Source organism: Streptomyces sp. NPDC001348 (assembly GCF_053597535.1).
Window position 1 is genome coordinate 25166 of the sequence record NZ_JBSFIK010000002.1, and the last position, 15314, is coordinate 40479.

Below are 15314 nucleotides of genomic sequence, written 5' to 3' on the forward strand. Positions count from 1 at the left end.
GCCCGCGGTGACGGCCCTCACCCCGTGAGTCCGGCCCTGTCGCAGGCAGGCCGCAACTGCGGGGTGCAGATCTGGCGGACGGTGTACACCCCGCTCTTGACCAGCGTTCGGTCGATGTTGCCGACCGTCACGGCCCGCGGGGTGAGCAGAACGGCCGGGATGTCCCTGGTGGTGGGACTGTCGACGGTCGTCGTGGCGACGTCGCGCGGCTTCCCGCCCCGCCCCAGGGTGACGGCCATCTCGGCGGCCGCGTCCGCTTCCGTCCTGAAGGGCTTGTACACCGTCATGTACTGCTCACCGCTGACGATGCGCCGCACGGCGTCGAGGTCGGCGTCCTGGCCGGTGACGGGAGGCAGGTCGCCGACCCCGGCGCTCTTGAGGGCGGAGATGACACCCGCGGCCATGGCGTCGTTGGCGGACAGGACGCCGCCGATCCGGTCGGGCCCGAGGGCGGCGATGGCGGCGGCCATGTTGGCGTGGGCGTTGTCCGAGGTCCAGCCCGGGGTGTCGTACGACCTGCCGATCCTGACCCTGCCGGTGAGGACGGACAGCGCGCCGTCCCTGTACCACGCCGCGTTCGGACTGACCGGGTCACCGTTCATCATGACGACGCTGCCGCGGTCCGCCCGGTCACCCATGGCCTTCAGAAGTGCCTCGCCCTGGAGCCTGCCGACCTGCGCACCGTCGAAACTGACGAAGCCCGACACGGGACCCTCGGCGAGCCGGTCGTAGGCGACGACGGGGACACCTGCCTTGCGCGCCCCCTCGACGGAGGAACGGACCGCCCTGGTGTCGGCGGCGTCGACGATCAGGACCCTGACCCCCTTGGTGATCATGGAGACCATTTGCTGGCTCTGCCGCGTCGCGTCGTTCTCGGCGTTGGCGTAGGCGAGCGAGCAGTGGGGGCAGAGCTGCTTCACACGCTTCTCGATCAGCGGCTTGTCGGAATGCTCCCAGCGGGGCAGTGCCCGGCTCGGCAGCAGCAGGCCGACGGTGAACCGGCCCGCGCCCGCCTCGTCGTCCCCGGCGCAGGCGGCCAGCGGAATCGTCATGAGCCCGGCGACGAGCGCCGCGACGACCTGCCGGGTGCGGATCCTCATGGCAGACCGCCCTCGTCCCCCGGGGCCGCGCCGGCCGGCTCGCACGCCGGCACGACGATCTCGCTCCAGACCTGTTTGCCGCTCGCCACCGGCATCGAGCCGAAGGAGTCCGACATCGCCTCGACCAGCATCAGCCCCCGGCCGCCGGTCGACTCCCAGTCCACGATCACCGGTTTGGCGGGCGCGCGCGGAGACGAGTCGCTGACGCAGACCCGCACCCGGTCCCCACGGAGCATGAGGTCGACGTGGACCGGTCCCTGTGTGTGCACCAGGGCGTTGGTGACCAGTTCGGAGACGACCAGCAGCACCGCGTCGGCGATCTCCCCCACCTCCCACCGGCGCAGGGTGCGCGCGGTGAAACGACGGGCGTGCATGACCGCGTCGGGCAGCCGCCACACCGCCCATCCGGCCCGTATCGGCCGGGTCTTCATGCCGTCGTAGCGCAGCAGCAGCAGCGCCACGTCGTCCTCGCGACGGCCCGCGTCCCCCAGCAGCAGGTCGGCGACCCGCCCGGGATCCGAAGGATCGGCCGCGGCGAGCGCGTCGCGCGTACGGCGCATGCCCTCGTCCAGGGGCAGGTCGGGGGCCTCGACCAGGCCGTCGGTAACCAGGGCCAGCATCGTGCCGGGGGCCAGTGCCACCGAGGTCATGGGGAACTCGGCGTCCGCGGAGATGCCCAGCGGGAGCGAGCCCTCTACCTCCACCTCCTCGGTGCTGCCGTCGGGATGGCGGAGCAGCGGTGACAGGTGCCCGGCACGGACGAACAGGATGTTGCCCTCCTCCATGTCCAGTTCGGCGTAGAGGCAGGTGGCGAAGAGGTCGGTCTCCATGCCGACGAGGAGCCGGTTGGCGTGCGAGACGACCACGTCGGGCGGGTGGCCCTCCACCGCGTAGGCCCTGACCGCGGTACGCATCTGGCCCATGATCGTCGCGGCCCCGGCGCTGTGTCCCTGCACGTCACCGATGACCAGCGCCACCCGGTCCTCGGAGAGGGCGATGACGTCGTACCAGTCGCCGCCCACCTGCAGCCCCCGCCGGGCCGGCAGATAGCGGGCGACGGCCGTCCCCCCGGGCAGTTCGGGCAGGCGGCGAGGCAGCAGGCTGCGCTGCAGCATCGTGGCGAGCTCCTGCTCGGCGTCGTACGACTGCGCGCGTTTGAGGGCCTGCCCGACCAGCGCGGCGGTGGCGGTCAGCAGGGAGCGCTCCTCGGGGACGAAGTCGTGCGGCTCGTCCCAGCCGATCAGGCAGATGCCGGCGATCCGGTCCTTGGCGGGCAGCGGCAGGACCACCAGCCCGCCGGGGCCGACGCCCTCCAGTCCGGGTTCCAGAGGTGTGCCGGAGGGCCACAGGTCCATGCGTCCGTCCCGCAGGGCCAGCTGCAGGGTGGGCAGGGCGCCGACCGGTGCGTCGGGCCACTCCGAACGCCACTCGGGGCGCCATGCCTGAGGCCAGGCGGCGGGCTGCGGCGGGTCGAGCACGGTGACCATGAAGCGGCCGTTCTGCAATTCGGCGACCGCCACCCGGTCGGCGCCCAGCGGCTCGCGCAGCGCGGTGACCACCACCCGGCTCACCTCGGAGACCGTGCCGGCGTCGTCGAGCGCCGCGGTCAGCCACTGGATCCGGGAGACGTCGTCGGCGCCGCGGGGCAGGACCGAGGTGGCGGTGACCACGCCCAGCACCTGCTCGGGCCGGCCGTCGGTGCTCGCCCCCGCCCGGCAGCTCATGCTCAGCCAGCGCATCCCGCCGGTGGGGCGGCGGACCCGGAACTCCAGCTCCCGGCGGCCGGGCGCCTGCGCGGAGGGTTCCAGGACCGACATCAGGGCGTGCATGTCCTCCGGGAGGGCGTGCGCGAGCAAGGTGTCGACCTTGCCGTCGAAGCCTTCCGGCGAGATGCCGACCAGTTCGAGGAGGGTCTCGTCCGCCTCGATCAGGCCGGTGTCCGGTACGAGGACGAAGGAGCCGACGCGCAGCCTGCGCAGGGCGGGACCCAGCAGCGGCGCCGGCGCCGATTCCCCGGGCCCGGTCCCGAACAGGCCGGTGACAGCGTCGGCGTACCGTTCCAGAAAGCGCTGCTGCTCGGGCTCGAACCCGGCCGCGTCGGCGCCGACGACGACCAGGCAGCCCAGCCGGCTGCCCTCCCGCACCAGGGGCAGCGCGCCCAGCGACGCCTCCGTCGGCGGTGCGGGACAGCCCTCGAAGAAGGAGCCGATAGTCGTGGGCGTCAGCCACACCGGCCGGCCGGTGCGGAAGGCACGCGCCGCGGGTGAGCCACCGGGTACGGCCAGCCGTTCCGGCAGCGTGTACTCGGGGCCGGCGCATCCGGCGGTCTCCACCAGCGCGAGCTCCCGGCTCCCGGGGCCCGGAACGTAGACCCCGGCCAGTGCCGCTCCGGCGAACGTCAGGGCGCGCACACTCGCGGCGGTCCCTTCCGCCGGATGCGGTGAGCCGGTGCCGGCGGGTTCGGTCCCGGACGCCCACGGGTGCGAGACCGTGGCCCGCGCACTGCCGTCATGAGGCATGTCCGCAACCCACCTCTCGTGCAGGCCGGGGTGCCGGCGGGTCGGGTTCCGGTCACCCCGTACCAGAATCGCATACATGAGCTAAACGGACAGATCTGATCATATGCCATGAATTCGCAGATGGGTGCGGCCGGTGACAGACTGACGATGTGGTCGTCCTGCCCCACCCACGTGATCGCCTCGCCGGGGTGGACAACGCCGCCCCGCGACCGCGGCAGTCGCGGTTGCCCCTGAGGACCTTCCTGTGGGCCGCGGCCAGGACGATGGCCGCGGCCTCGGCGGCCGTCGCTCTCGCGTCCTGTGGGTCGGGCTCGGGCAACGGCGCCGACGGGGGCGGCCCGCCGAGGATCGGCGTTCTGCTGCCGGACGCCACGACGGCCCGCTGGGAGACGCAGGACAGGCCACTGCTGGAGAAGAGGATCAGGGAACTGTGCGGCGACTGCACCGTGGAGCACGCCAACGCCAAGGGGGACGTCGCACTCCAGCAGGAACAGATGGACTCGCTGATCACCAAGGGGGTCGATGCCATCGTGCTCGTGGCCGTGGACGCCAGATCGCTCGGCGCCAGTGTGAGCAAGGCGCACAACGCCGACATCCCCGTCATCGCCTACGACCGCCTCGCCCAGGGACCGATCTCGGGATACGTCTCGTTCGACGGCAGGGAGATCGGCAGGCTCCAGGGCGAGGCCCTGCTGAAGGCCATGGGCGACAAGGTGCCCGGCGGCGAGATCGTCATGATGAACGGCGACCCCGGCGACCCCAACGCGGTGTCGTTCAAGCAGGGCGCGCTGTCCGTGCTCAAGGGGAAGGTGCGGATCGCCAAGTCGTACGACACTCTGCAGTGGAAGGCGGACACGGCCAACACGAACATGTCCGGCGCCGTCTCGGCGCTCGGCGTCGGCAACATCGACGGGGTCTACGCCGCCAACGACGGCCTCGCCGCCGGCAGCATCGCCGCCCTGAAGGCCGAAAAGGTCGATCCGCTGCCCCCGGTGACCGGGCAGGACGCCGAACTCGCGGCCGTGCGGCGTATCGTCGGCGGCGAGCAGTACGAGACGGTCTACAAGCCCTTCGGGCCCGAGGCTTCCGCCGGCGGCGCCATGGCCGTGGCCGCGGCCCGCGGTGACGACCTCCGCCGGGTCGCCACCGGCACGGTGCGGACCCTGGACGGGAAGACAATCCCGGCCGTCATGCTGACCCCTGTCTCGGTGACCGCGGACAGCATCAGGAGCACCCTGGTCAAGGACGGTGCGTACACGGTCCGGCAGATCTGCACCCCCCAGCTCCGAGCCGCCTGCCAGAAGGCCGGACTGACCTGACGGGCCGGTTCCCGGCCCGCCACGGCCCCGGGAAGGAGATGGTTTTCCGTGCCGGCTCCCCCGTTGCTCGCCCTGCACGGCGTGTGCAAGCGCTACGGCGTCGTCGACGTCCTCACCGACATCGAACTGGAGATCCGCGCCGGCCAGGTCGTCGCCCTGCTGGGCGACAACGGCGCCGGCAAGTCCACGCTGGTGAAGGTGATCTCCGGCGTCGCCCCGGCGGACCGGGGCGCCATCGAGTGGGAGGGCCGGCCCGTCCACATCAGGCGCCCGCACGACGCCCGCGACCTCGGTATCGCCACCGTCTACCAGGACCTCGCGCTGTGCGGGAACCTCGACGTCGTCGGCAATCTCTTCCTCGGCCGGGAACTGCGCAGGTTCGGCTTCCTCGACGAGGTCGAGATGGAACGCCGCACCAGAGTGCTGCTGGAACGCCTCACCCGCCGGGTCCCCGACCTCCGCGGCCCCCTGGTCTCCCTGTCCAGCGGCCAGCGGCAGACCGTCGCCATCGCCCGCTCGCTCCTCGCCGACCCACGGGTCCTGCTGCTGGACGAACCGACCGCCGCCCTGGGCTTCGAGCAGACCACCGAGGTCCTGGACCTGGTCGACCGGTTGCGCGACCGCGGCCTGGGAGTCCTGCTCATCAGCCACAACATGGGCGATGTGAAGGCGCTCGCGGACCGGGCCGCCGTGCTGCGGCTCGGCCGCAACAACGGCTTCTTCGACGTCAACACCGCGTCCCAGGAGCAGATCATCTCTTCCATCACGGGCGCCACCGAGAACGTGCCCCGCCGGACGGCGGGCCGGGAAGCGGGGTGGTGAGAGGGATGCACGACATGGCGCACAACATGCGGGAACCGGCCGCGCCCGCCACCGGGCACCGGGGGCCGCACAGCAGTCGTGCCGTCGCCCGCACGGTGCGGGGCTGGACCACCGCGTTCCGCAACAAGCTGGACGCCGGTGAACTGGTCCGGCTCCCCGTCGTCCTGGTCCTGGCCACGGTCTGGATCATCTTCCAGAGCCTCAACGACAACTTCCTCTCCCCGCGCAACCTGTCCAATCTCAGCGTGGACATCGTGGGGACGGGCCTGATCGCGGTCGGCATCGTCTTCGTACTGCTGCTGGGCGAGCTGGACCTGTCGGTCGGCTCCGTCAGCGGTCTGGCCGCGGCGGTCTTCGCCGTGCTGAACGTCAACATCGGCATGCCCGAATGGCTCGCCCTGGTCGTCGCGGTGCTCACGGGCACCGTGGCGGGGACCGTCCAGGGTTTCTCCTTCGCCAAGACGCGGGTACCGGCCTTCGTCGTGACCCTCGCCGGGCTGCTCACCTGGAACGGCCTCATGCTCGCCATCCTGGGCACGAGCGGCACCGTCAACCTCGACGAGGACGGGCTGGTCGCCAGCTTGACCAGCTACTACTTCACCAACGACGCAGCGGCCTACGGCCTGGCGGCAGTCGGCACAGGCGCGGTCTTCCTCGCGTCCTACCTGGACCGGCGGCGCCGCCAGGCGGTCGGCATGCCGCACCGCTCCCTCGGGGCGATCGGGACCCGCACGGCCGGGCTCGCCGTGATCGCGTTCGCCGCCGCCTACGTGCTCAACCGGTTCCAGGGGCTGCCGCTCGCTCTGCTGGTCTTCATCGTGGTGGTGGCCGGCCTCGACGTCGTCCTCAGGCGCACGCACTACGGGCGGCAGGTCTACGCGCTCGGCGGCAGTGTCGAGGCGGCCCGTCGCGCCAGTCTCAGCGTCATCCGGGTGCAGACCGCGGTGCTCGCGGTCTCGGGCACGATGGCCGCCGTCGGCGGACTGTTCCTGGCCTCGCGCATCACCTCGGTGAGTCAGAACTCAGGCGGCGGCGTCCTGCTGCTCAACGCGGTCGCGGCGGCCGTCATCGGCGGCGCCAGCCTGTTCGGCGGCCGCGGTACGACCTGGTCCGCGGTGCTCGGCATACTGGTCATCCAGTCGATCGCCTCGGGAATGGCGCTCACGGACACTCCCACCGCCGTCCAACTGGTGATCACCGGCGGGGTCCTGTTCGCCGCGGTGGTCATCGACTCGCTGGCTCGACGCTCGCAGGAGGCACACGGACGGGCCTGACCTCGCGGCCCGTCCGGCGCGCGCTTCGACGTCCGCGCGATCGCGGTGTCAGACGAGGTCGTCGGGCAGGGCGATGCGGGCGGTGATGCGCTTGCCGACCGGCTCCCGCTGCACCTCGAAGCCCTGGGCGACGGCCATGACGATCTCCAGCCCGTGCTGGCCGACCCGGCCCGGATCGGCGGCCCGCGCCACCGGCAGGACCGGGTCGCTGTCCCACACCCGCACTTCCACCAGGTCCCCGGTGATGCGCAGTTCCATCAGCAGCGGGCCGGGAGCGTACTTGCGGGCGTTGGTGACCAGTTCGCTGACCACCAGCTGGGTCGCGTCCACGGCACGGGCGGACACCGGCAGCCCGTACTCGGCCTGGACGCGGGCGAGGAAACCCGCCGCGCGATGACGGGCCTGAGCGATACAACTGCCGTCCTCCTCAAGGGCGATGATGTCCTCCAGATCGGCGTCTCGCACGCCTTCACCGCCAGGGGCCGACTCCACTGGGTCCATAGCTGTTCCCCCGTTCACGCGGCTGCGTATACCCGGAGGACCACTCGGTATGCCCTCGCGCGACACGTCGTGGCGGGACGGATGTGTGTCCGTGTGGCTTCGGGGCAGGCTACCGACGCACGTACTGGACCGATTCGATGTCAGCGGGCGGGTTGGTGAGGAGACGGTGAAAGGCATCCACGAAGCGGCGCAGTCCGGCCGGCCGGCGATCGGCCACTCCACCGTGGACGGCATCCACGTGGTCACTCTCAGCGGCGAGTTCGACCACACGGTCCGCGAGCACCTCGGCCGGGCCCTGCTGCCTCCGGGCGACGCCACGCGGCCGCGCACCGTCATCGACCTCAGCGGCGTGACCTTCATGGACTCCAGCGGCATCAACGCCCTGATCGGCGCCCATCACGCCAGCACGGAGGCCGAGGGCTGGCTGCGCCTGGCCGGACCGCGGGAACCCGTCGCACGCATCATGCGCATGGTCGGGATCGACGTCCTGATCCCCTGCTATCCCGACGTGAGGCAGGCACTGGAGAGCTGACGCGCCGCCACCCGTGATCGCGTCGCGCCCCCGCCGGTACTGTACCGACAGCACCGACCCGGGAAGGACGACAACATGATCATCTTCGGTACCAGGGGATACCTGTACCAGCTCGCGATACTGACGCTGGTGTGCGGCCGCTGCGGCAATCCGGCCGCACACACCCTCCGCAAGCGCGTCACGAAGTTCACCCTGTTCTTCGTGCCGCTCTTCCCGATCGCGACGAGGTACGCCACCCAGTGCACCTTCTGCGGTGCGGAGCAGAAGCTGACCAAGGAGCAGGCGGAGCAGCTGCAGGCACAGGCCGCGGGTGGCCACGCCGGTCAGCCCTACGGCCAGCCTCAGCAGCAGCCCTACCAGTCCTGACCAGGTCACCGGTCGTGCCCGGACCGGAAGGACCGGGTGCGGCGGCTCGCGTTGGTAGCGTCGGTGGTGTGCCGTGCCGGCCGGCACGGCGTGCCGCTCGACCGAGGAAGACCTGATGTCACCGACGATCCGCAGGGCCGTGATCCCCGCCGCCGGACTCGGCTCCCGGCTGCTGCCCCTGACCAAGGCCACCCCCAAGGAGATGCTGCCGGTCGGCGACAAGCCGGTCATCGAGCACACGGTGCGCGAGCTCGTGGACTCCGGCATCACCGACGTCACCATCGTCGTCTCGGGCGGCAAGTCCCTGATCCAGGACCACTTCCGGCCGAACCCGGAGCTCGTCGCGCAACTGCGGGCCGCCGGCAAGACGGCGTACGCGGACGCCGTCGAGGAGGTCGCCGAGCTGGCCCATCGGGGCCACATCACCTACCTCGACCAGCACGGTCCGTACGGCAACGGCACCCCGGTGCTGAACGCCGCCCGCAACATCGGCGACGAACCCGTGCTGGTGCTCTGGCCGGACGACGTGTTCGTGGCCGAGGTTCCCCGGGCCCAGCAGTTGATCCGCGCCTACGAGCAGACCGGCTGCCCGGTGCTGGCCCTGATGCCGATGGACCCGGCCGAGTCCCAGCGGTACGGCGTACCCGTCGTCAAGGAGGATCTCGGCGGGGGCACGCTGCGCATCACCGGCCTGGTGGAGAAGCCGGAGCCCGCCGACGCGCCGTCCTCGTACGCGGCCATCGGGGGCTACGTCGTCACCCCCGGCATCATCGACGAGCTGCGCGAGCAGACGCGCCGCTGGTACGAGCACCAGAGCGGCGAGGTCTACCTGACCGACGCCATCAACGCCTACGCCTCCACCCGCGCCGTGTACGGCCAGGTGATCCAGGGCCGCTGGTACGACACCGGGAACCCGGCCGACTACCTCATCGCCCAGATGGCCTTCGGTCTGGCCCACCCGGAGTACGGGCCCGTCCTGCGCGGACTGGTCGGCGAACTCGGGGCCGAGCCGGGCACCGAGCGCGGGCTCTGACGCCCGCCCGTCACGTTTCCGCAGGCGGCGGACGGGGACTCGCCGGCTGTGGCGGCGTACGGAGCGGAGCAGCGGATACGGGGGCCGGCGCTGCGGGCCGGGTGGCTGACGCAGACGTTCGTCCACTGGGACTTCCCGCCCGAGGCGGTGCAGGCCCTGCTGCCCGACGAGCTGGGCGTGGACGAGTACGAGGACGCCGCCTGGGTCGGTTTCACGCCGTTCGTCATGGCCGATGTGCGTCCTTCCTTCGTTCCCGCCTCGGTGCCGGGACTCCCCACGTTCGCGGAGACCAACCTGCGCACCTACGTCCGCCACCGGGGCGGGCGGGACGGGCTGTGGTTCCTGTCCCTCGAGGTGGCGTGTCCGCCGATGCTCGGGGCCCGCGCCATCGGCGCGCCGTACCACGCCGGCACGCTGCGCGTCTCCCGGGACGCCGACGCCGTCGTCTACGAGGGGTCACGGTGGGGCCGCGCGGCCTCCTGCCGTCTGGTGGTCCGCCCCGGCGCCCCGGTCCGGCCGACGGAACGGGACGTATGGCTGACCTCGCGCCGGCGGGCGTACCCCCGCCCGGCTCGGCCGGTTGTGGCAGACACCCGTGGAGCACGAGCCGTGGCCGATGGCCCGCGCCACCCTCGACGTACTCGACGAGACGCTCACCGCCGCGGCGGGCCTTCCGGCGCCTGAGGCGCCGCCCGTCGTGCACTTCTCGGAAGGAGTCCGCCATGTGCGGCTCGGCGTGTCCCGGCCCTGCCTCCCGTGACCGGGCGCGGCCCGGCCGCGGGCGGCGCCCCCTGCTCCGTTTCACCGGCTGGATCGCCGGAATGGGCACGTCCTCGGGGACGCGGATCGTGCTGGGGCACTGGCAGCGGTCGCCGTTCGGGCCGTTCAGCGACGTGATGGTCGAGCGGGCCGACGGGGAGCGGCTGCTGCTGGCTCCCACCCGCCGCACGGCCGACTTCGTCAGCGGCGTCTACGTCTTCGACACGGTGCGGGTCGTGCCGGTCGATGTCAGCGTGGCGGACGGCGTCTGGACGGTGACCGCCGGGCCGCTCCTGCTGCGCTTCACCACGGGACGGCGGGGCTGTCTCGGGCACCTGCTGCGTGCCGTCCCCGGCGTGCTCGCCCGTCGGCCCGTGTGGAGCGCGCTCACGGACCGGCCGGCCCGGATGCTGCTGCCCGGGGTGCGGACCCGGGGCAGCGCCGGCGGGGGCCACCGGGAGTGGTACGGGGCCCGGGACCTGCGTCCCGTCCGGGCGGTGCGGGCGCTCTTCGCGGGCCGGGACCTCGGCGCCTTGGCTCCGGTGGACCCACCGGTGCGCTTCGGTTTCGGTTCCGTTCCCCGCGCACCCTCCCTCACCCGGGTGACCACGACGATCGCTCTGTCGGCCGGCGGAGCGCCCGCCGCGGGTTGACGAGTGCTCCGCCGGACCGGGTCGGGCCTACGGACGCCCGCCGCGACGCAAGGGTGGTACGCGGCGCGTCCCCACGGCTCGCAGCAGGTGCGGAGGTGGCGGGACAATGGTGGCGGGCCCGGGCGGTTGCGGTCGGCCCACGAGAACCTCCGTGGCCCCGGGGGAACGCCGACGCTGAACAGGACCCCGTGAGCGGCGAGCGGTGCGGGGCCGAGCGGCTGGAGGAGGAACCCAGATGGCGCGTCCGGTCGGCATCGACCTCGGTACGACGAACTCGGTGGTCTCGGTCCTCGAGGGCGGCGAGCCCACCGTCATCACCAACACGGAAGGCGCGCGGACCACCCCGTCGGTCGTGGCCTTCGCCAAGAACGGCGAGGTGCTGGTCGGGGAGGTCGCCAAGCGGCAGGCCGTGACGAACGTGGAGCGCACGGCCCGTTCCGTGAAGCGACACGTGGGGGACCACGGCTGGCGGTTCCCGGAGCACGGTGACGGCATCGACGGCAAGCGGTACACCGCGCAGGAGATCTCCGCGCGCGTGCTGCAGAAGCTGAAACGGGACGCGGAGGCGTACCTGGGCGAGGACGTCACCGACGCGGTGATCACCGTACCGGCGTACTTCGACGACGCCCAGCGGCAGGCCACCAAGGAGGCCGGTGAGATCGCCGGGCTGAACGTCCTCAGGATCATCAACGAACCGACGGCGGCGGCACTGGCGTACGGGCTGGACAAGGAGAACGACCAGACCGTGCTCGTCTTCGACCTCGGCGGCGGGACCTTCGACGTGTCCCTCCTCGAGATGGGCGAGGGCGTCATCGAGGTGAAGGCCACCAACGGCGACACGCACCTGGGCGGTGACGACTGGGACCAGCGGATCGTCGATCACCTGGTCAAGCAGTTCAAGAACAAGTACGGCGTGGACCTGGGCAAGGACAAGATGGCCGTGCAGCGGCTGCGGGAGGCCGCCGAGAAGGCCAAGATCGAGCTGTCCAGCTCCTCGGAGACCGGCGTCAACCTGCCGTACGTCACGGCATCCGCCGAGGGCCCGCTGCATCTGGACGAGAAACTCACCCGCGCCCAGTTCCAGCAGCTGACCAACGAGCTGCTCGAGCGGTGCAAGGGGCCGTTCCAGAACGCGGTCAGGGACGCCGGCATCGAGGTGTCGGACATCGACCACGTCGTCATGGTGGGCGGTTCGACACGGATGCCCGCCGTGACGGAACTGGTCAAAGAGCTGACCGGTAAGGACCCGCACAAGGGCGTCAACCCGGACGAGGTGGTGGCCGTGGGTGCGTCGCTGCAGGCCGGTGTGCTCAAGGGCGAGGTCAAGGACGTCCTGCTGCTCGACGTCACCCCGCTGTCCCTGGGCATCGAGACCAAGGGCGGCATCATGACCAGGCTCATCGAGCGGAACACCACCATTCCGACCCGGCGTTCGGAGGTCTTCACCACCGCCGAGGACAACCAGCCCTCGGTGACCGTGCAGGTCTACCAGGGCGAGCGGGAGATCGCCGCGTACAACAAGAAACTGGGCATGTTCGAGCTCACCGGTCTGCCCCCGGCGCCGCGCGGCGTGCCGCAGATCGAGGTCGCCTTCGACATCGACGCCAACGGCATCATGCACGTCTCGGCGAAGGACCTCGGCACCGGCCGGGAACAGAAGATGACCGTCACCGGCGGCTCCGCCCTCCCCCGGGACGACATCGACCGCATGGTCCGCGAGGCAGAGCAGCACGCCGAGGAGGACCGCGGGCGGCGCGCGGCGGCCGAGATCCGCAACCAGGCCGAGCAGCTCGTCTACCAGACGGAGGGACTCCTCAGGGACAACCCCGGCAAGGTGCCGGGCGACGTGCGCGGCGAGGTCGAGGGCGCCCTCGCCGACCTGAAGGAGAAGCTCAAGGGCGAGGACGCGCGGGCGATCCGGGAGTCCCTGGACCGCGCGGCACAGGCCGCGCAGAAGATCGGCACGGCTCTGTACGAGCAGTCGCGCGCCGAGCAGGCGGCATCCGGGGGTTCCGGGGCTTCCCAGCCTTCCGGGGGTTCCAGGGGTTCCAGGGGTTCCGGGCCGGAGGAAGAGGAGGAAGAGGTGGTGGACGCCGAGATCGTCGACGACCAGGACGAGAAGGACGACAGGGCAGGCTGAGATGAACCGGATCCGCCCGCGGAGCACGGCGGAACTCGAACGCCAGCTCAAGGAGCGCACCGCCGATCTGCAGCGGGTCAAGGCCGAGTACGACAACTACCGCAAGCGGGTGCGTCGGGACCGGCTGGCCGTGCGCCGGATCGCGACGGCCAACGTGCTCACCGCCCTGCTGCCGGCACTGGACGCCGTCGACCGCGCCCGTGCCCACGAGCCGGGGACACCGGGACTGCGGGCGGTCGCCGACACGCTGGAGAGCCAGGCCGGCGCTCTGGGGCTGGTGGCGTTCGGGGAGGTGGGTGACGCATTCGACCCGACGCGTCACGAGGCGCTGGCCCACCATGTCCGGGAGGGCGACGACCGCCTGGTGTGCACGGCGATCCTCCGCCCCGGCTACCTCCTCGGGGACCAGCTGCTGCGCCCCGCCCACGTCGAGGTGACCGGCCCGCCGCCGGGCGCCGCCGACCCGGCCGGCCCCGCCGTCCTGCCGTCCCGCGGCGATCTCACCGCGCGCCGTCTGCGGAGCTGCCCGTGCGAGGGGTGAGGCTCCCGTACGTCACGAGGGCGTGAGCGGGAGGTCGTCCGTGTAGGCGTTGACCGGCTGGGGGACGCGCCGGATGCCGTGCACGTCGAGCGCCGCGAGCGCCGCCCGGGGGTGCCAGGCGCCGGTGACGGCCACCCAGGTGTCGGCGGGCGGGGCGGGGGTCCCGTACATCCGTACCCTGACCGACCGCGAATCGGCCGCGCAGCAGGTGAAGACGATGCGGGTCAGGTACCAGCCGCCGTCCTGTCCGGCGGGCGTGACGAAACCGGTCATGCGGACGCTGCGGCCCCGCATCTCCTGCCGGCTCTCCTGCCGCACCCGGGCGGTGAAGTCCGTCAGGGTCATCGGCACGGGGGACGAGGTGTCCGGCAGCGGATCGAACCGCCTCCCCTGCTGCGGCGGCTGGTCGTTCGCCCGCGACGCCGTGTACGCGCCCAGGGCGGGAGGCGGGAAGAGCAGGAGGCTGAGGGCGGGCAGGCACAGCAGCCAGGCGATCCGGGGAGCGGTGGAGTGGTCGTGGCCGTGCCCCTGGCCCGAGGTCTCGTCGCGGGCTGCCGCCGCGGCCAGGCCCAGCAGCAGGAGCAGGACGCCCGACGCGATCAGCAGGGGGCGCAGGCCCTCCTTGACGTAGCGCAGGCAGAGGTCGGTGAAGAGGGCGGTGTGCAGCAGGCCGAGACCGGTCAGGGCGAGCAGGAGTGCCTGGGCGATGCGCTTCACAGCAACGCTCCCCCGATCAGGACGCTCGCCACCACGGCCACCAGCGTCGTCGCCGTGGAGAAGCGCAGCGCGAAGGCACGGCCGAAGGTACCGGACTGCAGGGCGATCAGTTTCAGGTCGACCATCGGGCCGACCACCAGGAAGGCGAGCCGGGCGACGGGCGAGAAGCCGGTGAGCGACGCCGCGACGAAGGCGTCGGCCTCCGAGCAGACGGCGAGCAGCACGGCGAGCAGGGTGAGGAACGGCACCGACAGCCAGGGTGAGCCGGTGAAGGCGTCGAGGACGGAGCGCGGCACCGCGACGTTGAAGGTGGCCGCGGCCATGGCCCCGAGCACCAGATAGCCGCCCGCGTGCAGGAAGTCGTGCTGGAAGCCCTGGCGGAACTCCCGCCACCGGCTGCGACCGTGGTGGTGGCCGGTGTGCCGGACAGCGGGCCGCAGCCATTCCTGCCGCCCCAGCCGGAGCCACAGCCAGCCCATCGCGGCGGCGGTGCCCAGCGAGGCGAGCAGCCGGGCCAGGACCATGGCCGGATTGCCGGGGAAGGCGACCGCGGTGGCCGTCAGCACGACGGGGTTGACCGCGGGCGCCGAGAGGAGGAAGGCGAAGGCCGCGGCCGGGGTGACGCCACGTCGGATCAGGCTGCCGGCGACCGGTACGGAGGCGCACTCGCAGCCCGGCAGGAGCGCTCCGGCGACCGAGGCCACCGGGACGGCGAGCGCGGGACGCCGGGGCAGCACCCTGGTGAACAGGTCGGCCGGTACGAAGGCGTTGATGGCGCCCGACAGGGCCGTGCCCAGCAGGAGGAAGGGCAACGCCTGGACGGTGATGGCCAGGCAGACCGTGCGCCAGGCCGCCACGGCCGGGTGGCCGGCCCAGTGGACGCCCGTGCGCGCCAGCACCGCGCCGAGGCCGACGGCGGTCACGAGGCCGACGGCGTACGGCCGTGGTGCGATGGCACGGCCGGTGGCAGGGGCGGGGGGCGCGGACGGCGGCCCACCCCTCAGCTCAACCAGTTCATCCGCTTCTGCCATTTTTACT

16 protein-coding genes are annotated in these 15314 nt (G+C 72.1%); 11 read left to right on the forward strand and 5 right to left on the reverse strand.

The window, feature by feature from the left end; translation table 11 throughout:
* Positions 1-17: 17 nt before the first annotated feature.
* Both ACWC21_RS01890 and ACWC21_RS01895 read right to left on the reverse strand, forming a co-directional pair.
* Complete coding sequence (locus tag ACWC21_RS01890) at positions 18-1100, reverse strand: sugar ABC transporter substrate-binding protein (protein WP_450877080.1); 1083 nt, start codon at positions 1098-1100, stop codon at positions 18-20.
* Positions 1097-3619: a SpoIIE family protein phosphatase gene (locus ACWC21_RS01895; RefSeq protein WP_450877082.1), complete on the reverse strand. Its 2523-nt coding sequence runs from the start codon at positions 3617-3619 to the stop codon at positions 1097-1099. Before ACWC21_RS01895 ends, ACWC21_RS01890 begins: the two co-directional genes overlap by 4 nt.
* 263 nt (positions 3620-3882) lie before the next feature.
* Here ACWC21_RS01895 and ACWC21_RS01900 point away from each other — a divergent pair, with 263 nt between their 5' ends.
* Genes ACWC21_RS01900 through ACWC21_RS01910 form a run of 3 tightly spaced genes read left to right on the forward strand, consistent with a single transcriptional unit; the run spans position 3883 to position 7034 of the window.
* Positions 3883-4938, forward strand: coding sequence for a substrate-binding domain-containing protein (locus ACWC21_RS01900; RefSeq protein ID WP_450877682.1), 1056 nt, complete (start codon positions 3883-3885; stop codon positions 4936-4938).
* A 48-nt stretch (positions 4939-4986) separates the two neighbouring features.
* Positions 4987-5760 carry an ATP-binding cassette domain-containing protein gene (locus ACWC21_RS01905; RefSeq protein WP_450877084.1) on the forward strand — a complete coding sequence of 258 codons (774 nt, stop codon included), beginning with the start codon at positions 4987-4989 and terminating at the stop codon, positions 5758-5760.
* A 14-nt stretch (positions 5761-5774) separates the two neighbouring features.
* A complete protein-coding gene (locus ACWC21_RS01910; protein ID WP_450877086.1) occupies positions 5775-7034 on the forward strand; it encodes a sugar ABC transporter permease in 1260 nt (419 codons plus the stop codon).
* A gap of 48 nt (positions 7035-7082) precedes the next feature.
* Here the strand turns inward: ACWC21_RS01910 and ACWC21_RS01915 are convergent, their stop codons facing one another.
* Complete coding sequence (locus ACWC21_RS01915; protein ID WP_450877091.1) at positions 7083-7535, reverse strand: ATP-binding protein; 453 nt, start codon at positions 7533-7535, stop codon at positions 7083-7085.
* A gap of 166 nt (positions 7536-7701) precedes the next feature.
* On the opposite strand from ACWC21_RS01915, the gene ACWC21_RS01920 reads away from it, so the two are divergent.
* The 8 genes from ACWC21_RS01920 to grpE all read left to right on the forward strand — a co-directional run bounded on the left by ACWC21_RS01920 (position 7702) and on the right by grpE (position 13559).
* Positions 7702-8067 (forward strand): STAS domain-containing protein, encoded by a 366-nt coding sequence (locus ACWC21_RS01920; protein ID WP_450877092.1) that lies wholly within the window; start codon positions 7702-7704, stop codon positions 8065-8067.
* 75 nt (positions 8068-8142) lie between these two features.
* Positions 8143-8433 carry a zinc-ribbon domain-containing protein gene (locus ACWC21_RS01925; protein ID WP_450877094.1) on the forward strand — a complete coding sequence of 97 codons (291 nt, stop codon included), beginning with the start codon at positions 8143-8145 and terminating at the stop codon, positions 8431-8433.
* 115 nt (positions 8434-8548) lie between these two features.
* Positions 8549-9466 carry a UTP--glucose-1-phosphate uridylyltransferase gene (locus ACWC21_RS01930; RefSeq protein WP_450877096.1) on the forward strand — a complete coding sequence of 306 codons (918 nt, stop codon included), beginning with the start codon at positions 8549-8551 and terminating at the stop codon, positions 9464-9466.
* Between the two features lie 48 nt (positions 9467-9514).
* Entirely contained in the window at positions 9515-10150 is a 636-nt protein-coding gene (locus tag ACWC21_RS01935) for a DUF2071 domain-containing protein (protein ID WP_450877098.1), read from the forward strand.
* Positions 10083-10226 carry a hypothetical protein gene (locus tag ACWC21_RS01940; protein ID WP_450877100.1) on the forward strand — a complete coding sequence of 48 codons (144 nt, stop codon included), beginning with the start codon at positions 10083-10085 and terminating at the stop codon, positions 10224-10226. Before ACWC21_RS01935 ends, ACWC21_RS01940 begins: the two co-directional genes overlap by 68 nt.
* Positions 10189-10878 carry a hypothetical protein gene (locus ACWC21_RS01945; RefSeq protein ID WP_450877102.1) on the forward strand — a complete coding sequence of 230 codons (690 nt, stop codon included), beginning with the start codon at positions 10189-10191 and terminating at the stop codon, positions 10876-10878. The genes ACWC21_RS01940 and ACWC21_RS01945 overlap by 38 nt, the downstream gene beginning before the upstream one ends.
* Before the next feature lie 235 nt (positions 10879-11113).
* On the forward strand, positions 11114-13018 hold the full coding sequence (dnaK, locus tag ACWC21_RS01950; protein WP_450877104.1) for a molecular chaperone DnaK: 1905 nt from the start codon (positions 11114-11116) through the stop codon (positions 13016-13018).
* Position 13019: 1 nt separating this feature from the next.
* On the forward strand, positions 13020-13559 hold the full coding sequence (grpE, locus tag ACWC21_RS01955) for a nucleotide exchange factor GrpE (protein WP_450877106.1): 540 nt from the start codon (positions 13020-13022) through the stop codon (positions 13557-13559).
* A gap of 12 nt (positions 13560-13571) precedes the next feature.
* On the opposite strand, the gene ACWC21_RS01960 is transcribed toward grpE, so the two are convergent.
* Positions 13572-14276 carry a TIGR03943 family putative permease subunit gene (locus ACWC21_RS01960; RefSeq protein WP_450877108.1) on the reverse strand — a complete coding sequence of 235 codons (705 nt, stop codon included), beginning with the start codon at positions 14274-14276 and terminating at the stop codon, positions 13572-13574.
* A complete protein-coding gene (locus ACWC21_RS01965) occupies positions 14273-15307 on the reverse strand; it encodes a permease (RefSeq protein ID WP_450877110.1) in 1035 nt (344 codons plus the stop codon). Before ACWC21_RS01965 ends, ACWC21_RS01960 begins: the two co-directional genes overlap by 4 nt.
* Positions 15308-15314 lie beyond the last annotated feature (7 nt).